Raw genomic sequence first — 20194 nt, forward strand, 5'->3', positions numbered from 1 at the left:
GTGAGCGCGACATACAGCCCCGGCCCGCTGCCCCTTGCGGCGGAGGAGAGCTGGGAGGCGCTGGACCTGCCGCAGCCCGAGGGGCCGGCGACGCCGCCCGAGGCGCCGCTGGAGATGCCCGAGCAGGATTTCCGCGGCCGCCCGCCGCAGGGACCGGACAGCCGCTGGCCTTCGCCCGGCACCGTCGCGGCGCGGCTGGTGGCCTTCGGCGGCGCGGCGGCGATCGCCTGGATGGGCTGGCGGCAGATGGTGCTGACCTTCGGCACCAGCACGACCTGGCTGCAATCGGTGCTGCTGGTGCTGTTCGCGCTGACCTTCACCTGGGTCGGCTTTTCCTTCGCCTCGATGCTCGCCGGGCTTTTCGCGCGGCGGCTGCGCACGCCCGACGGGCCGAACGAGGCCAGGATCGCCGTGATCATGCCGGTCTATCACGAGAACGCGGCGGCCACGACCGGGCTGCTGGCCGCCCTGGCGCGCGACCTCTATCGCGTCGGGCTGGCCGGGCGGGCCGAGATCTTCGTGCTCTCGGACAGCCGCGAGCCGGGCGCCGTCTTCGAGGAGATGGCGGCGGTCAGCCGGCTGCGCGACATCTCGCCGGTGCCGGTCTGGTATCGCCGCCGGCGCAGCAATACCGGCCGCAAGGCGGGGAATGTCGGCGAATTCGTGCGCCGCTGGGGCGGGCGCTACGACCAGATGGTGGTGCTGGACGCCGACAGCATCCTGGGCGCCGCGACGATCAAGACGCTGTCGGCGCGGATGAACGCCGACCCGGCCATCGGCCTGATCCAGACCATGCCCATGCTGGTCGGCGGCCAGACCATCTTTGCCCGGCTGACGCAATTCGCCGGCCGCATCTATGGGCCGGCCATCGCCCGCGGCGTGTCCGCCTGGTCGGGCGACAGCGGCAATTTCTGGGGCCATAACGCCATCATCCGGGTCGCCGCCTTCGCGCAATGCTGCGGGCTGCCGGAACTGCCCGGCAAGCCGCCCTTCGGCGGCACCATCCTGAGCCACGACTTCGTCGAGGCGGCGCTGCTGCGCCGCGCCGGCTGGAAGGTGCGGCTGGACCACGACCTGCGCCAGAGCTTCGAGGGCTGCCCGCCCACGCTGCTGGACATGGCCGTGCGCGAGCGTCGCTGGGCGCAGGGCAACCTGCAGCATGCGCGGCTGATCTTCTCGCGCGGCTTCGCCTGGATCAGCCGGGTGCATTTCGTCATCGGCATGCTCGGCTTTCTGATGTCGCCGATCTGGCTGGCGATGATCCTCGTCGGCCTTGCGCTTTCGGCCAACGTGCTGCTGTCGCGGCCGGATTACTTCCCGCAGACCTATCAGCTGTTCCCGACCTGGCCGACCTTCGACCCGGTGCGGATGCTGTGGCTGTTCGTCGCCGCCATGTCCTTCCTGCTGGTGCCGAAATTCATCGCCATCTTTCGCGCCTGGCTGCGGCCGCTGGCCAAGGATTCGGGCGGCAACGTGCGGCTTCTGGCCTCGGCCATGTTCGAGATCGTGCTTTCGGCCCTGATCGCGCCGGTGCAGATGCTGATCCAGACCCGGCAGATCGCCGAGATCCTGCGCGGCCGCGATTCCGGCTGGGAGGCGCAGGTCCGCGCCGGGCAGATGCCGCCCTGGCGCGTGGTGCTGCGCCGCCATGCCATCCATGTCGTCACCGGCACGGCGACGCTTCTGGTGCTGGCCTTCCTGGCGCCCTGGCAGCTGGTCTGGCTGTCGCCGATCCTGGCCGGGCTGATCCTGTCGCCGCTGACCTCGCGCTGGTCTGCAAGCCCGGTCTTCGGCCGCTGGGCGCGCCGGCAGGGCCTGCTGGTCACCCCCGAAGAGCGCGAGCCGCCCGAACTGCTGACCGCCGCCAATGCGCTGGACTTCCGCATCGGCGGCATGCTGCCGCGCGAGGGGCTGGGCCAGCTGGGCCGCGACCCGGCGCTTCGCGCCCGCATCATGGCGCTGCTGCCCGAGGCGCCGCGCACCCCCATCGCCGAGCGGCTGGACGCGATCTCGGCCGAGGCCAAGATCGGGCATGCCGGCTCTCAGGCCCAGGCGCTGAGCTTTCTCAGCCCGGCCGAGCAATTGGCGCTGATCGAGAACCGCGCGCTGATCGAGGCCTTCGCAAGGCTGCCGCAATGAACCGTATCGTCGCCCTGGACATGCTGCGCGGCTATGCGCTGGTCTGCATCATGCTGGACCACATGCCGATCGGCGTGCTGCGCAAGCTGACGCTGACCAATTTCGCCGTCTTCGACGCGGCCGAGCTGTTCGTGCTGCTGTCGGGATTCCTGGTCGGCATGGTCTGGATCAAGGTCGAGGCGCGCGAGGGCCGGCGGGCCGCGCAGATCCGCTTCCTGCGCCGCGCCGCGCAGGTCTGGCTGGCGCTGATCGCCGGGGCGATCCTGCTGGCGCTGTTCTCGGCGCTGCTGTTCAAGCTGCAGATGAACCATACCGCGGTCTGGTTCCAATACGCGCGCTGGATCGTCGAGCATCCCATCGGCTATGTCGCCACCGTGGCGCTGATGTGGATGCAGCCCAACCTGCTGGACGTGCTGGCGCTTTACGTGCTGCTGATCGCCACCGTGCCGGTGACGGTGCCCTTCATGCTGCGCTGGCCCTGGCTCGCCATGGCGGTCTCGGTGGTGGTCTGGATCTTCGCCCAGCCGCTGAACGCGCTGATCCCGAACCAGCGCCCGGGTCCGGGGCTGCTGTTCAACCCCTTCGGCTGGCAGATGCTGTTCTTTGCCGGCGTGGCCATGGGCGCCTTCCGCGACCGCATCATGCCGGTGCTGCGCCGGCATTCGGCGCTGCTGACCTGGATCTCGGCCGGCGTGCTGCTGTTCGGCCTGACCATCGTGATCGCCTGGAAGATCGGCGCGCCCGCCAAGCCGGTCAGCCAGTTCCTGCGCCAGATCACCGGCGGCATCGACAAGTGGTCGCTGGATTTCATGCGCTTCACCGCCATTCTGGCGGCCAGCTGGATCGTGGCGGTGCCCTTGGCGCGGCCCTTCGCCTGGATGGCCGCGACCGCGCCGGGCGTGGCGCTGGCCGAGATCGGGCGCGGCGGGCTGTTCTCGTTCATCGTCTGCGTGATGCTGTCGATTTGGGGCGACGCGCTGGACATGACGGCTCCGGCCGGGCCGCTGAATTTCTGGCTGCGGCTCGGCATCGACATCTGGCTGGTCACCGCCTTCTGGGCCATCGCGGCGGTCTGGATGCGCCGCGAGGGCTGGCTGCCGCCCCTGCAGGCGCGGCTGGGACTGCGCTAAGGCGGCGGCGGGGGCTTGCTTCGCCCGGCGCAAGCCGCTCAACTGTCCGCGCAAACCGAGGAGGGATCATGAAATCGGATATCCAGATCGCCCGCGAGGCGCGGAAACTGCCCATCGCGCAGATCGCCGGCCGGCTGGGCCTGGCCGAGGCCGATTTCCTGCCCTATGGCCATGACAAGGCCAAGGTTTCGCATGAGGCCGTCGCCGCGCTGGCCGGGCGGCCCCGGGGCCGGCTGATCCTGGTCACCGCGATCAACCCGACGCCGGCGGGCGAGGGCAAGACCACGACCACGGTCGGTCTGGGCGACGGGTTGAACCGGATCGGCAAGCGGGCGACGGTCTGCATCCGCGAGGCGAGCCTGGGGCCGAATTTCGGCATGAAGGGCGGGGCGGCCGGCGGCGGCCATGCGCAGATCGTGCCGATGGAAGACATGAACCTGCATTTCACCGGCGATTTCCACGCGGTGACCAGCGCGCACAACCTGCTGGCGGCGATGATCGACAACCATATCCACTGGGGCAACGCGCTGCGCATCGACCCGCGGCGGGTGACCTGGCGGCGGGTCATGGACATGAACGACCGGGTGCTGCGGCAGATCGTGGTGGCGCTTGGCGGGCCGGCCAATGGCGTGCCGCGCGAATGCGGCTTCGACATCACCGTCGCCTCCGAGGTGATGGCGATCCTGTGCCTTGCTTCGGACCTGGCCGACCTGCAGGCGCGGCTGGGCCGCATCGTCATCGGCCAGACCTTCGAGCGCAGGCCGGTGACGGCGCGCGACCTGGGGGCCGAGGGGGCGATGACGGTGCTGCTGCGCGACGCCCTGCAGCCGAACCTGGTGCAGACGCTGGAGAACAACCCGGCCTTCGTCCATGGCGGGCCCTTCGCCAATATCGCGCATGGCTGCAACTCGGTCATGGCGACGCGCACGGCGCTGGCGCTGTCGGATTACGTCGTGACCGAGGCCGGCTTCGGCGCCGATCTGGGGGCCGAGAAATTCCTGAACATCAAGTGCCGTCTGGCCGGGCTGCAGCCCGACGCGACGGTGCTGGTGGCGACCGTGCGGGCGCTGAAGATGAACGGCGGCGCCGCCCGCGCCGATCTGGGGACCGAGGATGTCGCGGCGCTGCGCGCGGGCTGCGCCAATCTGGGCCGGCATATCGAGAACCTGCGCCGCTTCGGCCTGCCGGTGGTGGTGGCGATCAACCATTTCGCCGGCGATACCGAGGCCGAGATCGCGGCGCTGACCGATTATTGCCGCGCGCAGGGCGTGCAGGCGGTGCTGTGCCGGCACTGGGCCGAGGGCGGCAAGGGCGCCGAGGACCTGGCCCGCGCCGTGGTCGCGCTGGCCGAGGGGGGCGCGGATTTCGCGCCGCTCTATCCCGACGACATGCCGCTGGCCGGGAAGATCGAGACCATCTGCCGCCGGATCTATCGCGCGGGCCAGGTCGAGTTCCTGCCGCATATCATCGAGCGGCTGGAGGAATGGCAGGCGGCGGGCCACGGCCATCTGCCGGTCTGCATGGCCAAGACGCAATATTCCTTTTCCGCCGATCCGGCGGCGCTTGGCGCACCCGATGGCTTTACCATCCCGGTGCGCGAGGTGCGGCTGGCGGCCGGCGCCGGCTTCATCGTGGCGATCTGCGGCGACATCATGACCATGCCCGGCCTGCCGCGCGAGCCCTCGGCCCTGCGGGTGGGGATCGATGCCGACGGCCATGTGCAGGGCCTGTTCTAGGGCATGCGGGCAGGCTTTCCCATCGCCCGGCCGGGGATGACGGTCGGTCTTCTGGGCGGCTCGTTCGATCCGGCGCATGAAGGCCATGCGCATATCACCGAGGAGGCGCTGCGCCGCTTCGGCCTCGACCGGATCTGGTGGCTGGTCAGCCCCGGCAACCCCCTGAAGCCACACGGCCCGGCGCCGCTGGACGAACGCATCGCGCGGGCGCGGCGGATCATGCGCGATCCCAGGGTCGAGGTCACCGGCATCGAGGCGCGGCTGGGCACCCGCATGACCCGCGACACCATCGCCGCGCTGCAACGGCTTTATCCCGGCGTGCGCTTCGTCTGGCTGATGGGGGCGGACAACCTGGTGCAGTTCGACCGCTGGGACCGCTGGCAGGACATCGCCGCGCGGGTGCCGATCGGCGTGATCGCGCGGCCGGGCTGGCGGATGCCGGCGCGGTTCTCGCGCGCGGCGCGGATGCTGTGGCGCGCGCGGCTGCCCGAGTCGCGCGCCCGTGAACTCGCGCGCGCTAGGCCGCCGGCCTGGGCGATGATAAACCTGCCGCTGAACAAGCTGAGCTCCACCGCGATCCGCGCGCTGGGGCCGAAAGGACGCGCATGAACGGATGGACGCGGCGTGGCTTCATGGCCGGGCTGGGGCTGCTGGCGCTGGCGCCCCGCATGGCGGCGGCGCAGCAGGCGGCGCCCGCCGGCTTCGACGCCGAGGCGCTGGTGGCCGGGGCCGACCTGGGCGGCGCGGTGGGCTGGGCGGTGATCGACCCCGCCTCCGGCCAGCTCATGGCCGAACGGCAGGCGGACGGGCCGATGGCGCCGGCCAGCACGCTGAAGGCGGTGACGGCGCTTTACGCGCTGGACCGGCTGGGCGAGGGGCACCGTTTCGCGACCCGGGTCATTCGCGCCGGCAACACGCTGATCCTGGCGGGCGGCGGCGATCCGGTGCTGGACACGGATGCGCTGGACGCGCTGGCCGCGGCAACCGTCGCGGACGAGCAGGCCGCGGGCCGCGCGGCGCCGACCGCCCTTGCCGTCTGGGGCGGGGCGCTGCCGCGCATCGGCCGGCTGGACCCGGCGCAGGACGAGCATCTGCCCTACAACCCCTCGATCTCGGGGATGATCCTGAACTTCAACCGCGTGCATCTGGACTGGCGGCGCGGCGACAAGGGCTATCAGCTGTCCCTGCAGGCGCGGGGCCGCAAACTGTCGCCGCGGGCCTATACGGCCTCCGTCGCCGCGGTGGACCGGGCCCTGCCGCTGTTCACCTATGAGGCGGGCAAGCTGGAGAGCTGGACCATCGCGCGGCGCAGCCTCGGCAAGTCCGGCAGCCGCTGGCTGCCGGTCCGCCGCCCCGAGCTTTATGCGGGGGACGTGTTCCAGACCCTGTGCCGGGCGCGCGGGCTGGCGCTGCCCAATCCCGAGGTGATCGAGATCCTGCCCGAGGGGGTCGAGATCGCGCGCCACGAAAGCCCCGAGCTGCGCCGGATCGTGCGCGACATGATGGAATATTCCACCAACCTGACCGCCGAGGTGATCGGGCTGGCCGCCAGCCGGGCGGGCGATACGGCGGTCTCGGCCGCTTCCATGGCGGACTGGCTGCGCGGGCAGGGGATCGCCGGCGACTTCGCCTTTCACGACCATTCCGGCCTGTCGCCCCGGAACCGCGTCACGGCGCGCGTGCTGGCGCAGCTGGTCGCCGGGCCGGGCGCGGCGCGGGGGCTGCGCGGGCTGATGAAGACGATCCCGCTGCGGGACGCGCAGGGCAAGCGCAAGCAAAGCGACATCGCCGTCGAGGCCAAGACCGGCACCTTGAACTTCGTCTCGAACCTGGCCGGCTATGCGCAGCGCCCGGGCGGGCGGGAGCTGGCCTTCGCCATCCTGACCGGCGACGAGCCGCGCCGCGCGGCCAGCGAGGGGCAGGAGCTGCCCGAAGGCGTCACGGGCTGGACCAAACGCTCCAAGACCCTGCAACAGGCGCTGATCGAGGGCTGGGTCGGCGAGTTCGGCGCCCCGGCGATCGCCACGGCCGCGCCCGAGCTTGAGGGCAGGCCCTAGAGCAGGCGGTGCCGGGCGCGGGCCGCCAGTTCGATGGCCGCGGCGTGCAGGCGCTCGATATCGAGCTGGTCGCGGATCTCGGCCAGCATCTCGGCCTCGATCTCGCCCAGCCTTCCGTCCGAGGCCGCCACGTCGCAAGCGAGCACATAGGCGGTGTCATAGAGCTTTTCCGGCAGCGCGTCGCGGACCAGGCCGAAGAGGGCGTCCAGCCCGTCCTCTTCCTCGAACAGCGTCACCACGGTCTGCGACACGGCGCGGATGCGGTCGATGTCGTAATCGGCAAAGACCGGGGTATGGTTCACCGCGCGCTCGATGGCCAGCAGTTCGGCGGTGCGCGGGTTCTGGTCCGAGGCCGAGACCGCCACCATGACCGCGACCAGCGCGTCGCAGGGCGAGAACGAGGGCAGGCTGTCGGTCATGGCATTTCTCCTTGCGTTTCCGGGGGTAATTATTGACCATCCGCCAGCGTTTCAATACGGGGAAGTTCCGAGCCAATGGAGACCCGAAAATGACCGCCCTGCGTGACGCCGCGATGAAATCCAAGGCCTGGCCTTTCGAGGAGGCCCGCCGCGTGCTGAAACGCTATGAGAAGAAGGACCCCGAAAAGGGCTATGTGCTGTTCGAGACCGGCTACGGCCCCTCGGGCCTGCCGCATATCGGCACCTTCGGCGAGGTGGCGCGCACGACCATGGTCCGCCGCGCCTTCGAGATCATCTCGGACATCCCGACGCGGCTGTTCTGCTTTTCCGACGACATGGACGGCATGCGCAAGGTGCCCGACAACGTGCCCCAGCAGGAGATGCTGCGCCAGCACCTGCAGGAGCCGCTGACCACCGTCCCGGACCCGTTCGGCGAATATGACAGCTTCGGCGGGCACAACAACGCCATGCTGCGCCGCTTCCTGGACACTTTCGGTTTCGAATACGAGTTCATCAGCGCGACCGAATTCTACAAGTCGGGCCAGTTCGACGAGACGCTGCTGAAAGCGGCCGAGAAATACGACGCCATCATGGAAGTGATGCTGGCCAGCTTGCGCGAGGAACGCCAGCAGACCTATTCCTGCTTCCTGCCGATCAGCCCCAAGACCGGCAAGGTGCTTTACGTGCCGATCAAGCATGTCGATGCGAAAGCCGGCACCATCACCTTCGACGACGAGGACGGGCAGGAGCTGACCCTGCCGGTCACCGGCGGCCATGTGAAGCTGCAGTGGAAGCCGGATTTCGGCGCCCGCTGGGCGGCGCTGGATGTCGATTTCGAGATGTATGGCAAGGATCACAGCACCAATACGCCGATCTATGACGGCATCTGCAAGATCCTGGGCGGGCGGCCGCCCGAGCATTTCACCTATGAGCTGTTCCTGGACCAGCACGGTCAGAAGATCAGCAAGTCCAAGGGAAACGGCCTGTCCATCGACGAATGGCTGACCTATGCGGCGACCGAGAGCCTGAGCTATTTCATGTTCCAGAAGCCCAAGACCGCCAAGCGGATGTATTTCGACGTCATCCCCAAGGCGGTGGACGAATACCACCAGCAGCTGCGCGCCTATCCCGACCAGACGGTCGAGCAGCAGCTGGCCAACCCCGTCTGGCACATCCATGGCGGGAAGGTGCCGGAATCGGACATGGTGGTGCCGTTCCAGATGCTGCTGAATCTCGCCTCGGTGGCGGGTGCCAAGGACAAGACCGGGCTCTGGGGCTTCATCCGCCGCTATGCGCCCGAGGCCAGCCCCGAGACCAACCCGGCGCTGGACCAGGCGGCCGAATTCGCCGTGCGCTATTTCAACGATTTCGTCGCCCCGACCCGGACCTATCGCCAGCCTTCCGAGATCGAGCGCCGGGCGCTGGAGGATCTGGCCGGACGGCTGGCCGCCTGGGAGCAGCCGGCGGATGCCGAGGCCCTGCAGACCATGGTCTTCGCCATCGGCCGCGAGCATGGGTTCGAGCCGATGAAGGACTGGTTCCAGGCGCTCTACCAGGTGCTGCTGGGTGCCGATCAGGGGCCGCGCTTCGGCGGGTTCATCGCGCTTTACGGCGTGGACGAGACGCGGGCGCTGATCGAGCGGGCACTGGCCGGCGAGCTGGCGGGTGAGGCAACCGCCTGATCCTGCGCAGGAATCTCATGTTGCGCGCGGCCGCGTTGCCGCGCGCGCATGGTTAACGACCGGTTAACGCGACATTGCCAGAGTCCTGACAGACCGCGCGGGCATCCGCCTCGCATGATCTGGAATAGGGAGAAATTGGCATGACCATTGCGATTATCGGCAACCAGTCGTTGATGCCGCGCGCCTTCCGGCTGGGCCTGAATCAGTGGTCCCAGACCGATGGCCGGGCCGGGTCTCCGACCTGGGCGGGTGCGGCGAACGCGGCGGTCGTCCCGGCGGACGAGGATTTCGGCAGTTGTCTCGAAATCCTCAAGCTCGAGACGGTGACATCCATCCGCTACATGCAGCGCACGCCGATCAATCCCGGCAGCTATCTGCGCGTCTCGGCGCGGGTGAAGGCCATCGCCGGCAACCTGCCGCAGGTGCGCATCGCCGCCTTCGCCGGCAATGCCGCGGGCGAGAATGTCGCGGGCGTGACCCAGATGGGCCCCGCGGCCACGCTGCCGGGCTATGGGCAGGTGGTCGAGGTCTCGGCCATCGTCGGCACCGGCCGGCGTGCGGGCGTGGACATGCCCTGGGGGCGCAATGCCGCCTTCGGCCATTTCGGCCTGGACCTGACCGGCGACAACAACGGCTCGATCCGCATCGAGAGCATCGTCATCGAGGACGTGACGGCGGCCTTCGTGCCGGGGATGCTGGACTGGGTCGACGTGCGCGATTTCGGCGCCATCGGCGACGGCGTGGCCAATGACCGGGGGGCCTTTGTCGCCGCCGACCAGGCCGCCGCCGGGCGTCAGCTGCTGGTGCCCGAGGGCCGGTATTTCATCGGCTCGGACCTGAGCCTGTCCGCGCCCGTCCGCTTCGTCGGCACGCTGACCATGCCGCGCGCGGCGCGGCTGGCGCTGACGCGCAGCTTCGACTACCCGACCTATGCCGCAGCCTTCGGCGATGAGACCGAGGGGATGAAACGCGCGCTGCAGGCGCTTCTGGGCTTTACCGACCATTCCATGCTGGACCTGTGCGGCCGCAACGTGCATCTGGTCGAGCCGATCACCATTCCCGGCTCGGCCCCGGGCATGACCAGCTTTGCCAACCGCCGGGTCATCGCCAATGGCCAGATCAGCATCGTGCCCGGCCCGGCCTGGGACAGCCGGGTGGTGAGCTCGGTCGCGACCTACAATCCCGGCCAGTCGCTGACGCTTTCCGCGGTCGGCAATATCGCCAATATCGAGGTCGGCTCGCGCGTCAGCGGCAACGGCGTCGGGCGCGAGGTCTATGTCATGGCCCGGAATGTGGCGGCCGGCACGCTGACGCTGTCGCAGCCGCTTTACGGCGGGCAGGGCACGCGCAGCTATACCTTCACGCGCTATCGCTATACCATTGATTTCTCGGACATGGAGCAGCTCAGCCGCTTCAATTTCGACGATATCGAGTTCCTGCTGGAGGGCAATGCCAGCGGCGTCATGCTTGCCAAGACCGGCAACATGAACTGTTTCCGCGACTGCTATTTCACCCGGCCCAGGGATCGCGGCATCACCTCGATCGGCTCGGCCTGCCAGGGGATGCTGGTCGATCGCTGCGAGTTCCTGTCCAACGAGATGGGCGACCTGGCGCAGAACCGCACCACCGTCGCGCTGAACGTCAACAACAACGACACCAAGATCCGCCACAGCCGCTTCATCCGCTTCGCGCATTTTGCGGTGATGAACGGCGGCGGCCACATGATCGAGGGCAATCACTGGTTCCAGGGCGACAACGCCCAGAACGGCGTGCGCTTCGGCGGGCTGATCCTGACCCAGACCAATGTGCAGACCACGGTGACCGGCAATTACATCGACAATTGCTCGATCGAGTGGACGAACGAGCACGACCCCCGCCCGAATTTCGAGGGCGAGGAATATTCCTTCGGCGGGCTGACCATCACCGGGAACACCTTCCTCGCCTCGAACACGACGCTGGGCTTCAACTGGCTGGTGGTCAAGCCCTACGGCACCGGTCATTTCATCCACGGCCTGGCGGTGATGGGCAATGTGTTCAAGTCGCTGTTCAACAAGATCACCCGCATCGACCGGGTGGACACCACCTTTGCCGACCTGAACTATCAGCGGATGCGCAACATCCAGTTCCAAGGCAACATGTTCAACGGCGTGAACACCTATGTCGCCAACCCGGTGGACATCACCCACAGCCAGGCCACGGCCTCGAATCGCTGGCTGATCACCGTGGACAAGGCGCTGCCCTTCAACGGCTGGGTGCGCAATGTCGAATCCGTGGTCGCGACCAGCGCCATCACCAATGCCGCCAACGCCCGGATCAGCGAGATGCCCTGGGTGCAGACGCAACTGGCGGCGAACCAGCGCCAGATCGCGCTGAACTGGAACGCGGCGGCGCGGGGGGCGGTCAGCATCCGGGCGCGGATGGACAACCCGGACTAAGGCGGTCCTTTCAGGATTTCTCCCAAGGCTCCCGGCGGATCACTCTGCCGGGGGTTTCAGCATGTCCGGCGGCCGGAGCCTGAACGCCTGCCCGAAACCGGCATTGAGCAGGCCCGAAAGCGGCTCAATGCGCCAGAAGCGGAAGTCCGGCAGGTCGAGATAGACCTTGGCCTTGGGATCCTTCGCCAGCCAGCGGGCGCGGCGGTCCTGGTCCGGGTCGGCGGGGACGGCCCGGCCGAGGACCGACAGGCGCGCATGGGTCATGGCGTCGCCCTTGGCCGCTTCGGCCGCGATCAGCAGCCCGGCCCGCGGGTCGGCCGCCAGCGCGCGGGTATGCGCCGCCAGTCCCGACAGCAGGGCCAGCGGCGTGCCGTCCGCATCGGTCTGCAAGGCGATGCGGGTGACCAGCGGCACGCCCGTCTTGGGGTCGAGCGTGCCGAGGCTGGCATGGCGCGCGCCCTCCAGCAATTGCCGGGCCAGAGCGCGGGCCTCGTCGGTGGTTTCGCGAATCGGGTCCATCTTCATGGCGCCATGCTGCGCCGGTCCCGACCCGGCCGGCAACCGGTCTTTGACGGCATGGGTCAGGCGCTCGCCGCCAGTTCCTCGGGACGCAGCGCGCCGGGGAAATGGCAGGCGGTCAGGTGGCCGTCGCCCAGAAGCGCCGGCCGCTCGGCGGCGCAGAGGGCCTGCGCGCGCGGGCAGCGGGTGCGGAACACGCAGCCCGAGGGCGGGTTCATCGGCGAGGGCAGCTCGCCCCGCAGCGGGATCATCCGCTTGTCGCGTTCCAACTGCGGGTCGGGGATCGGCACGGCCGAAAGCAGCGCCTGGGTATAGGGATGCTGCGGATCGGCATAGAGCGCCTGCGACCCGGCCAGCTCCATCACCCGGCCCAGATACATCACCAGCACCCGGTCGCTGATATGCTTCACCACCGAGAGGTCATGCGCGATGAAGATCAGCGCCAGGCCCAGATCACGCTGCAACTCGTCCAGCAGGTTGATGACCTGGGCCTGGATCGACACGTCCAGCGCCGAGACCGGCTCGTCGCAGATCACCAGCTTCGGCTGCACGATCAGGGCGCGGGCGATGCCGATGCGCTGGCACTGGCCGCCGCTGAATTCGTGCGGATAGCGGTTGATCTGGTTCGGAAGCAGGCCGACGCGGTCCATCATGTCCTTGACGCGGCGCTTGACCTCGTCGCGGCCCAGGCGCTTGTGATGGGTAGTCAGCGGCTCGGCGATGATCTGGCCGACGGTCATGCGCGGGTTCAGGCTGGCCAGCGGGTCCTGGAACACCATCTGGATCTGGCTGCGGTATTTCAGCATCCCTCGCGCCGAAAGGCCGATCAGGTCGGTGCCGTCCTGCCAGATCGCCCGGCCGGTCGCCGGGACCAAGCCGGTCAGCGCCCGCGCCAAGGTCGATTTGCCCGAGCCGGATTCGCCGACGATGCCCAGCGTCTCTCCCGGCATCAGGGTGAAATCCACCCCGCCGACGGCATGCAGCAGGCGCGGCCTGGCCCAGGGCAGGGCGCCTTGCGCGGGAAGCTGGAAGGTGACGCGCAGGTCGCGCGCCTCGATCAGCGGCTTGGCGGTCATGGCTTGGCCTCCTGAAGCATCCCGGCCGGCGCCTCGTCCAGATCGGCGGCGGCGGGCTCGGGCAGGTCGGGCTGCGGGGCATGGCCGGCGCGCACCGCGGCAAGGCCGGCATGGCAGGCCCGCTCGCGCCCCGGCGCGAAGGGGTCGAGCGGCGGCATGGTCTCGCAGACCGGCATGGCATAGGCGCAGCGCGGCGCGAAGGGGCAGCCGGGCGGCGGGTTGGTCATGTTGGGCGGGCTGCCGGGAATGGCGGTCAGCCGCTCGCCCTTCTGGTCCACGCGCGGGATCGCCGCCAGCAGGCCCTGGGTATAAGGATGCGCGGGGTCGGCGAAGATCGGCCCGACCGGCGCGCGCTCCATCACCCTGCCGCCATACATGACCATCACCCGCTCGCAGGCGCCGGCGACCACGCCGAGATCATGGGTGATCAGGATCATCGCCATGCCGAATTCGCGGCGCAGATCGGCCAGCAGTTCCATGATCTGCGCCTGCACGGTCACGTCCAGCGCCGTGGTCGGCTCGTCGGCGATCAGCAGGTCCGGACGGCAGAGCAGCGCCATGGCGATCATCACCCGCTGCCGCATGCCGCCGGAAAACTCATGCGGATACAGCCGGATGCGGCCGCGCGCGTCGGGGATCTTCACCGCGTCGAGCATCCGCGCCGCCTCGGCCACCGCCTCGCGCCTGCCTAGGCCCTTGTGCAGCATCAGCACCTCGGCCATCTGGTCCGAGACGCGCATATAGGGATTCAGGCTGGTCATCGGGTCCTGGAACACCATGGCGATGCGGCGGGCGCGGATGCGGTTCAGGACCTTGGGCGGGGCGTTCAGGATCTCGGTGCCGTCGAAGCGGACCGAGCCTGAGGCGCGGCCGTTCCGCGCCAGCAGGCCCATGATCGAGAACGCCAGTTGCGACTTGCCCGAGCCCGATTCGCCGACGATGCCCAGCGTCTGGCCGCGTTCCACGTCCAGGTCGATTCCGTTCACGGCCGAGACCTCGCCGTCGGTGGTGGCGAAGCGCACGGTCAGGTCGCGGATTTCCAGCAGCGCCATGTCAGCGATCCTTCGGGTCCAGCGCATCGCGCAAGCCGTCGCCGACGAAGAAGAAGGCGAACAGCGTGATGCAGAAGAAGAACAGCGGAAAGGCCAGCTGCCAGAGCGTGCCGTAGTTCATCGTCCCCGCCCCTTCGGAGATCAGTGCCCCCCAGGAGGTCAGCGGCTCCTGCACGCCAAGGCCCAGGAAGCTGATGAAGCTTTCCGACAGGATCATCAGCGGCACCAGCAGCGTCGCATAGACCGCGACCACGCCCATCAGGTTCGGCACGATATGGCGCAGGATGATCCGCCATGCCGGGACGCCGGTGGCGCGGGCGGCCTCGATGAATTCGCGGTTCTTCAGGCTCAGGGTCTGGCCGCGCACGATGCGCGACATGTCCAGCCAGGAAATCAGGCCGATGCCCAGGAACAGCATGGACATCGAGCGGCCGAAGACCACCAGCAGCAGGATCAGCACGAACATGTAGGGGATCGACATCAGCACATCGACCGCGCGCATCATCACCGCATCGGTGCGCCCGCCGACATAGCCTGCCGTCGCGCCGTAAAGCGTGCCGACGACGACCGCGATGCCGGCGCCGATCAGCCCGACCATCAGGCTGACCTGCGTGCCCTGCACGGTGCGCGAGAACAGGTCGCGGCCCAGGTCGTCGGTGCCGAAATAATGCCCGTTCGACCAGCTGGGCGCGCCGAGCTGCGCGGCCTGGCCCATGATCGAGAAGTCCATCTCCTCGTTCGACCAGGCGGCCAGCTGGTTGCCCAGCAGCGCGAACAGCCCGACCAGGACCAGCACGGCCAGGCTGACCATGGCGGCCTTGTTGCGGCGAAAGCGGCGGCGGGCGTCGGCCCAGGGGCTGCGGCCCCTGACCTCGGGTTCGGCAAGCCGCGCGGCCAGCGATTGCATCTGACGGCTGTCGATCATGGCTCAATACCGGATCTTCGGGTCGATCCAGGCGTAGAGCACATCGACCACGAGGCTGAAAAGGATGGTCAGCGCGCCGACCAGGATGGTGATCCCCATCATCACCGCATAATCGCGGTTCAGCGCCGAATCGACGAAGCTGCGGCCGATGCCGCCGGTCGAGAAATACATGTCGATCACCACCGATCCGGTGATCATGGTGACGAAGGCGGGGCCAAGGTAGCTGATGACCGGCAGCATGGCGGGCTTCAAGGCATGGCGCAGGATCACCGCGCGTTCGGGCAGCCCCTTGGCGCGGGCGGTGCGGATATGGTTCGAGCCCAGCACCTCAAGCATCGAGGACCGCGTGATGCGCGCGATCGAGGCCATGAAGCTGGTGGAGAGCGCCACGACCGGCATGATCCAGTAGATCGGCCCGCCCCAGCCGCCGCCCGGCAGCCAGCCGAGCCACAGCGTGAAGACCAGCACCAGCAGCGGCGCCATGACGAAGTTCGGCAGCACCTGCGCGCCGATCGAGATGCCGACGGCCAGGTAGTCCATCCAGCTGTTCTGCCGGATCGCCGCCGCGACGCCCAGGGCCACGCCGACCGCCACCGCCACGACAAAGGCGATGCCGCCATAGGTCAGCGTCACCGGAAAGCCGGCGGCGATGATCTGGTTCACAGAACGGTCGGGATAGACGAAGCTGGGACCGAAGTCGAAATGCGCCACGATCCCCCAGACATAGCCCGCGATCTGCCGCCAGAGCGGCTCGTCCAGCCCGTATTTCGCGTTCAGGTTGGCCAGCACCTGCGGCGGCAGGGCGCGTTCCTGCGTGAAGGGCCCGCCGGGCGCGGCATGCATCAAGAGGAACGAGACGACGATCAGCAGAAGCAGCGTCGGAATGGCGACCGCGAGCCGCCGCAGGATGAAGCCGAACATGCGCAGGTTCCCGATGACAGGTGCCGGACGTGTTCAGGGGCGGCCGCGCGGCCACCCCCGGGGGTCATTTCTGGATGCGGTAGATGTCCTTGGCATACCAGTCGTTCATCACGTTCTCGGTCGGCAGGCCCTTGATGTCGTCGCGGATCATGTCGACCTTGGAATATTGATAGACCGGGACCAGCGGCATGTCCTCGGCCAGGATCTTCTCGGCCGCGGTATATTGCTCGTTCGGGTCTTCCGAGGTCTTGGACTGGTCCATCAGCCTGTCGAATTCCGGGTTGGAATACTTGCCGTAGTTCATGCCCGTGCTGCGGAAATAGTCGAGGAAGGTCGAGGCCTCGTTATAGTCGGCGCACCAGGCATAGCGGGCCATCTCGAAATCCTGCGATTGCATGCGGTCGGTATGCACCTTCCATTCCACGTTGTTCAGCGTCAGCTCGACGCCGATCTGCTTGTAGAACTGCTGCGCGGCGACGGCGATCTTCTTGTGGTTCTCGTCGGTATTGTATTGCAGGGTCAGCTTCAGCGGCTTGTCGGAACCGTAGCCGGCCTCGGCCAGCAGCGCCTTGGCCTTTTCCAGCCGCTCGGCCTGGGACCAGCCGGCATAGTCGATCTCGGGCATCTGGAAGCCCTCGATGGCCCAATGCGTCCAGTTATAGGCCGGCTTCTGGCCGCCCTGCAGGATCTGGTTCACCACCACGTCGCGCTGCATGGCATAGCTGAGCGCCTTGCGCACCCGCACGTCCTTCAGCGCCTCGGGGCCTTTCTCGCTGACGTTCAGAAGATAGGCATAGGTGCAGGAATAGGGAATCGAGACCGCCTGGTCGGGGAATTGCTCCTTGAGCCGCGGATATTGCCCGGCCGGGATCTGCACGCGGTCGAGCTCGCCCGCCTGATAGCGGGTCAGCGCGACGTTGTTGTCGTTCACCGTCAGGCCCTTGATCCGCTCCATGATCACATTGTCCGCGTCCCAGTATTCCGGGTTCTTCTCCATGCTGATCTGCACGCCCAGGTCGTGGCTTTTCAGCACATAGGCGCCGTTGCCGACCAGCTTGCCGGGCTGGGTCCAGCTGTCGCCCTCGGCCTCGACCACCTTCTGGTGGACCGGGAAGGTCGAGCCATGCGTGACCATTTTCGGGAAATAGGGCGTGGGGGTGGTCAGCCTGACCTCCAGCGTGTGGTCGTCCACGGCCTTGACGCCCAGCTCCTCGGGCGTCTTCTCGCCCTTGACCACCGCCGTGGCGTTCTCGACGTTCATCAGCTCCATGAACCAGGCATATTCGCTGGCGGTGGCCGGATCGGCCAGCCGCCGCCAGCTATAGACAAAATCATGCGCGGTGACCGGATCGCCATTCGACCATTTCGCCGCGGGGCGCAGGTGGAAGGTATAGGTCAGCTTGTCCTCGGACAGGTCGAAGCCGGTCGCGACGCCGGGAACCGGCGCGCCCTTCTCGTCCTCGTTCAGCAGGCCCTCGAAGAGCTGGCGGATGATGTCCGAGCCCTCGACATCGGTGTTCTTCTGCGGGTCGGCGGTCTTGATCGCATCCAGCAGCCAGAAGGTATAGGACTGGTTCTCGGCCAGCTTCTCGCCCTCGGCGGGCTTCACGGCCAGCGCAGGCAGGGCCATGCCTGCAACCAGAGCGGTCGTCAGGAACAGTCGGATCATGGGGCACCTCTCTGTTGTTCATAGCGCGGTTCTTGCTGTCCATGCCGCGCGGATGACCGAAATTGAGCCCAAAACCTGTAAGACAGCAAGAGAGATTTCCGGCTTTCGCAGGGCCCGCCCATGTGAAACAACACGGACATGAGCAGCGATCCGCGCATCACCATGGTCACCGGCGGCGCCCGTTCGGGCAAGTCCGCGCTGGCCGAATCCATCGCCGCCCGTCACCCGGGCGCGCGGATCTACATCGCCACGGCCGAAGCCCGGGACGACGAAATGACGCAGCGTATCGGCCGGCACCGCGACCGGCGCGGCACCGGCTGGCAGACGGTCGAGGAGCCGCGCGATCTGGCCAGCGCGCTGGCGCGCACGGACGGGCAGGGGGTGCGGCTGGTCGATTGCCTGACGCTGTGGCTGTCGAACCTGATGGCCGACGAGGATCGGCCCGACCCGCAGGTGCGCCGGCTTTGCGCGGTGCTGGGCGCGCAGCAAAGCCCCGTGGTGCTGGTGACGAACGAGCTGGGTCTGGGCATCGTGCCCGAGAATGCGCTTGCCCGCCGCTTCCGGGACGAGCATGGCTGGATGAACCAGGCGGTGGCCGGGGTCGCGGACGAGGTCTGGATGGCCGTCAGCGGCCTGCCGCTACGCCTCAAACCGCAAAGAGGGACATCGTGAAAGAGTTCGACGAGACCGCCGCCGCCGCCGCCCGCGACCGCCAGGACCAGCTGACCAAGCCCCCCGGCTCGCTGGGCCGGCTCGAAGAGCTGGCGGTGTTCATGGCCGGCTGGCAGGGCCGCGAGCGGCCGGCGATCGAGCGCGCGCAGGCGCTGGTCTTTGCCGGCAATCACGGCATCACCCGGCAGGGCGTGAACGCCTTCCCGGCCGAAGTCACCGCCCAGATGGTCGAGAATTTCCGCAAGGGCGGCGCGGCGATCAACCAGCTTTGCCGGCTGGCCGGGGCCGAGCTGCAGGTCATCGCGCTGGACCTGGACCGGCCGACCGGGGATTTCACCGAAGGCATGGCGATGGAGGTCGACGAGCTGGTCGCCGCCATCCAGACCGGCAAGAACGCCGTGGACCCCGAGGCGGACGTGATCCTGCTGGGCGAGATGGGGATCGGCAATTCCACCGTCGCGGCGGCGCTGGCGGCGGCGACCTTCGGCGGCACGGCCGAGGACTGGGTCGGGCCCGGCACCGGCGCCGACGACGCGGTCATGGCCAACAAGCTGCGCGCCGTCGCGGCCGGGCTCAAGCGCCACAAGGGCGCTGCGACGGCGGCCTCGATCCTGGGCTCTTATGGCGGGCGCGAGCAGGCGGCGATCTGCGGCGCGGTGATCCGGGCGCGCGAGCTGGGGATCCCGGTGATCCTGGACGGGTTCATCTGCTCGGCGGCGGCGGGCGTGCTGCTGGTCAACGACCGCAACGCGCTGGACCATTGCCTGATCGGCCATGAAAGCGCCGAGCCGGGCCATCGCCGCCTGATCGCGGTGATGCAGAAGAAGCCGGTGGTGACGCTGGACATGCGCCTGGGCGAGGGCTCGGGCGCGGCGGTGGCGCTGATGATCCTGCGCGCCGCGCTGGAATGCCATAACGGCATGGCCACCTTTGCCGAGGCCGGGATTGGCTAGGCTTCCGGCCGAGGCGGCGCTGGCGCTGGTCTGGCTGACCCGGCTGCCTGCGGGGCGACTGTTGCCCGCGACGCCGCCCGCCCTGGCGCGGGCGGCCTGGGCCTTTCCGCTGGCGGGGCTGGCCGTCGGGCTGATCGGCGCCGCCGTTCTGGCGCTGGCCGCCTTTGCCGGGTTGCCGGCACCGGTCGCGGCGCTGCTGACGGTGGGCGCCATGATCCTTGTCACCGGCGGGCTGCACGAAGACGGGCTGGCCGATTTCGCGGATGGCAGCGGCGGCGCCACGCCCGAGCGGCGGCTGGAGATCATGCGCGATTCCCGCATCGGCAGCTATGGCGTCCTGGCCCTGATCGTGACCATCGGGCTGCGCGTGGCGGCGGTTGCGGCGCTGTTCGGCGACCCGTGGCTGGCCGCGGCGGCCCTGGCCGGGATGGCGGCGGCCTCGCGTGCCGGCATGGCGGCGGGGCTGGGGCTGATGCCGCCGGCGCGGCGCGACGGGCTGGGCCATGCCGCGGGCCGGCCGGGGCGCGGCGCCGTCGCAGCGGCGCTGGCGTTGGGCGCCGCGGCCTTGCTGCCGCCGGCGCTGTGCCTGCCGCATCCGCCGGCGGCCTGGCTTCTGCCGGCGGCGGCCATGGCGGCGGCGCAGCTCTGGCTGGCGCGGCGGGCGATGCGCGGGCTCGGCGGGCAGACCGGCGACGTTCTGGGCGCCATGCAGCAGGCGGGCGAGGTCGCGGGGCTGGTCGCCCTGACCGCGCTGGCCTAAGCGCCGTTACGTCGCTTTGCTTTTTCTTGACCGCCTTTAGGGGTTCATT

Annotated in this window: 17 protein-coding genes; 10 read left to right on the top strand and 7 right to left on the bottom strand. The window is 68.7% G+C overall.

Features of this window, described 5'->3' with window-relative positions; genetic code table 11:
• The 5 genes from mdoH (at position 1) to LOS78_RS13025 (ending at position 7062) form a co-directional block, all read left to right on the top strand.
• Complete coding sequence (gene mdoH, locus LOS78_RS13005) at positions 1-2139, top strand: glucans biosynthesis glucosyltransferase MdoH (RefSeq protein WP_230378505.1); 2139 nt, start codon at positions 1-3, stop codon at positions 2137-2139.
• On the top strand, positions 2136-3269 hold the full coding sequence (locus LOS78_RS13010; RefSeq protein ID WP_230378506.1) for an OpgC domain-containing protein: 1134 nt from the start codon (positions 2136-2138) through the stop codon (positions 3267-3269). The genes mdoH and LOS78_RS13010 overlap by 4 nt, the downstream gene beginning before the upstream one ends.
• Positions 3270-3337: 68 nt before the next feature.
• Complete coding sequence (locus LOS78_RS13015) at positions 3338-5005, top strand: formate--tetrahydrofolate ligase (protein ID WP_230376991.1); 1668 nt, start codon at positions 3338-3340, stop codon at positions 5003-5005.
• Between the two features lie 3 nt (positions 5006-5008).
• Positions 5009-5614 carry a nicotinate-nucleotide adenylyltransferase gene (locus tag LOS78_RS13020; protein ID WP_028716920.1) on the top strand — a complete coding sequence of 202 codons (606 nt, stop codon included), beginning with the start codon at positions 5009-5011 and terminating at the stop codon, positions 5612-5614.
• On the top strand, positions 5611-7062 hold the full coding sequence (locus LOS78_RS13025) for a D-alanyl-D-alanine carboxypeptidase (RefSeq protein WP_230376993.1): 1452 nt from the start codon (positions 5611-5613) through the stop codon (positions 7060-7062). The genes LOS78_RS13020 and LOS78_RS13025 overlap by 4 nt, the downstream gene beginning before the upstream one ends.
• Here the strand turns inward: LOS78_RS13025 and LOS78_RS13030 are convergent.
• Positions 7059-7481, bottom strand: a complete 423-nt coding sequence (locus tag LOS78_RS13030) for a tellurite resistance TerB family protein (protein WP_028712103.1) — start codon at positions 7479-7481, stop codon at positions 7059-7061. The genes LOS78_RS13025 and LOS78_RS13030 overlap by 4 nt on opposite strands.
• Positions 7482-7570: 89 nt before the next feature.
• On the opposite strand from LOS78_RS13030, the gene LOS78_RS13035 reads away from it, so the two are divergent.
• Together LOS78_RS13035 and LOS78_RS13040 are read left to right on the top strand one after the other, a co-directional pair.
• Positions 7571-9163, top strand: a complete 1593-nt coding sequence (locus LOS78_RS13035) for a lysine--tRNA ligase (RefSeq protein WP_028712102.1) — start codon at positions 7571-7573, stop codon at positions 9161-9163.
• Positions 9164-9303: 140 nt separating this feature from the next.
• Entirely contained in the window at positions 9304-11598 is a 2295-nt protein-coding gene (locus LOS78_RS13040; RefSeq protein WP_230376994.1) for a right-handed parallel beta-helix repeat-containing protein, read from the top strand.
• A gap of 39 nt (positions 11599-11637) precedes the next feature.
• On the opposite strand, the gene LOS78_RS13045 is transcribed toward LOS78_RS13040, so the two are convergent.
• The 6 genes from LOS78_RS13045 to LOS78_RS13070 form a co-directional block, all read right to left on the bottom strand.
• Positions 11638-12123, bottom strand: a complete 486-nt coding sequence (locus LOS78_RS13045; RefSeq protein ID WP_230376996.1) for a HugZ family protein — start codon at positions 12121-12123, stop codon at positions 11638-11640.
• A 56-nt stretch (positions 12124-12179) separates the two neighbouring features.
• Positions 12180-13193 carry an oligopeptide/dipeptide ABC transporter ATP-binding protein gene (locus LOS78_RS13050; protein WP_230376998.1) on the bottom strand — a complete coding sequence of 338 codons (1014 nt, stop codon included), beginning with the start codon at positions 13191-13193 and terminating at the stop codon, positions 12180-12182.
• The gene (locus LOS78_RS13055) at positions 13190-14245 is read right to left on the bottom strand and encodes an oligopeptide/dipeptide ABC transporter ATP-binding protein (RefSeq protein WP_230377000.1); all 1056 of its coding nucleotides are present in this window, start codon (positions 14243-14245) and stop codon (positions 13190-13192) included. Before LOS78_RS13055 ends, LOS78_RS13050 begins: the two co-directional genes overlap by 4 nt.
• A 1-nt stretch (position 14246) precedes the next feature.
• On the bottom strand, positions 14247-15170 hold the full coding sequence (locus LOS78_RS13060) for an ABC transporter permease subunit (RefSeq protein WP_028712097.1): 924 nt from the start codon (positions 15168-15170) through the stop codon (positions 14247-14249).
• Positions 15171-15173: 3 nt separating this feature from the next.
• The gene (gene oppB, locus LOS78_RS13065) at positions 15174-16091 is read right to left on the bottom strand and encodes an oligopeptide ABC transporter permease OppB (RefSeq protein WP_028712096.1); all 918 of its coding nucleotides are present in this window, start codon (positions 16089-16091) and stop codon (positions 15174-15176) included.
• Between the two features lie 64 nt (positions 16092-16155).
• Positions 16156-17760, bottom strand: coding sequence for a peptide ABC transporter substrate-binding protein (locus LOS78_RS13070; protein WP_230377002.1), 1605 nt, complete (start codon positions 17758-17760; stop codon positions 16156-16158).
• Positions 17761-17898: 138 nt separating this feature from the next.
• On the opposite strand from LOS78_RS13070, the gene cobU reads away from it, so the two are divergent.
• Genes cobU through cobS form a run of 3 tightly spaced genes read left to right on the top strand, consistent with a single transcriptional unit; the run spans position 17899 to position 20145 of the window.
• The gene (gene cobU, locus LOS78_RS13075; protein ID WP_230377004.1) at positions 17899-18432 is read left to right on the top strand and encodes a bifunctional adenosylcobinamide kinase/adenosylcobinamide-phosphate guanylyltransferase; all 534 of its coding nucleotides are present in this window, start codon (positions 17899-17901) and stop codon (positions 18430-18432) included.
• Positions 18429-19385: a nicotinate-nucleotide--dimethylbenzimidazole phosphoribosyltransferase gene (gene cobT / locus LOS78_RS13080; RefSeq protein WP_230377006.1), complete on the top strand. Its 957-nt coding sequence runs from the start codon at positions 18429-18431 to the stop codon at positions 19383-19385. Before cobU ends, cobT begins: the two co-directional genes overlap by 4 nt.
• On the top strand, positions 19378-20145 hold the full coding sequence (cobS, locus tag LOS78_RS13085; protein WP_230377008.1) for an adenosylcobinamide-GDP ribazoletransferase: 768 nt from the start codon (positions 19378-19380) through the stop codon (positions 20143-20145). Before cobT ends, cobS begins: the two co-directional genes overlap by 8 nt.
• The last annotated feature ends 49 nt before the right edge of the window (positions 20146-20194 follow it).

This window comes from Paracoccus sp. MA (genome assembly GCF_020990385.1).
Taxonomy (GTDB): Bacteria; Pseudomonadota; Alphaproteobacteria; order Rhodobacterales; family Rhodobacteraceae; genus Paracoccus.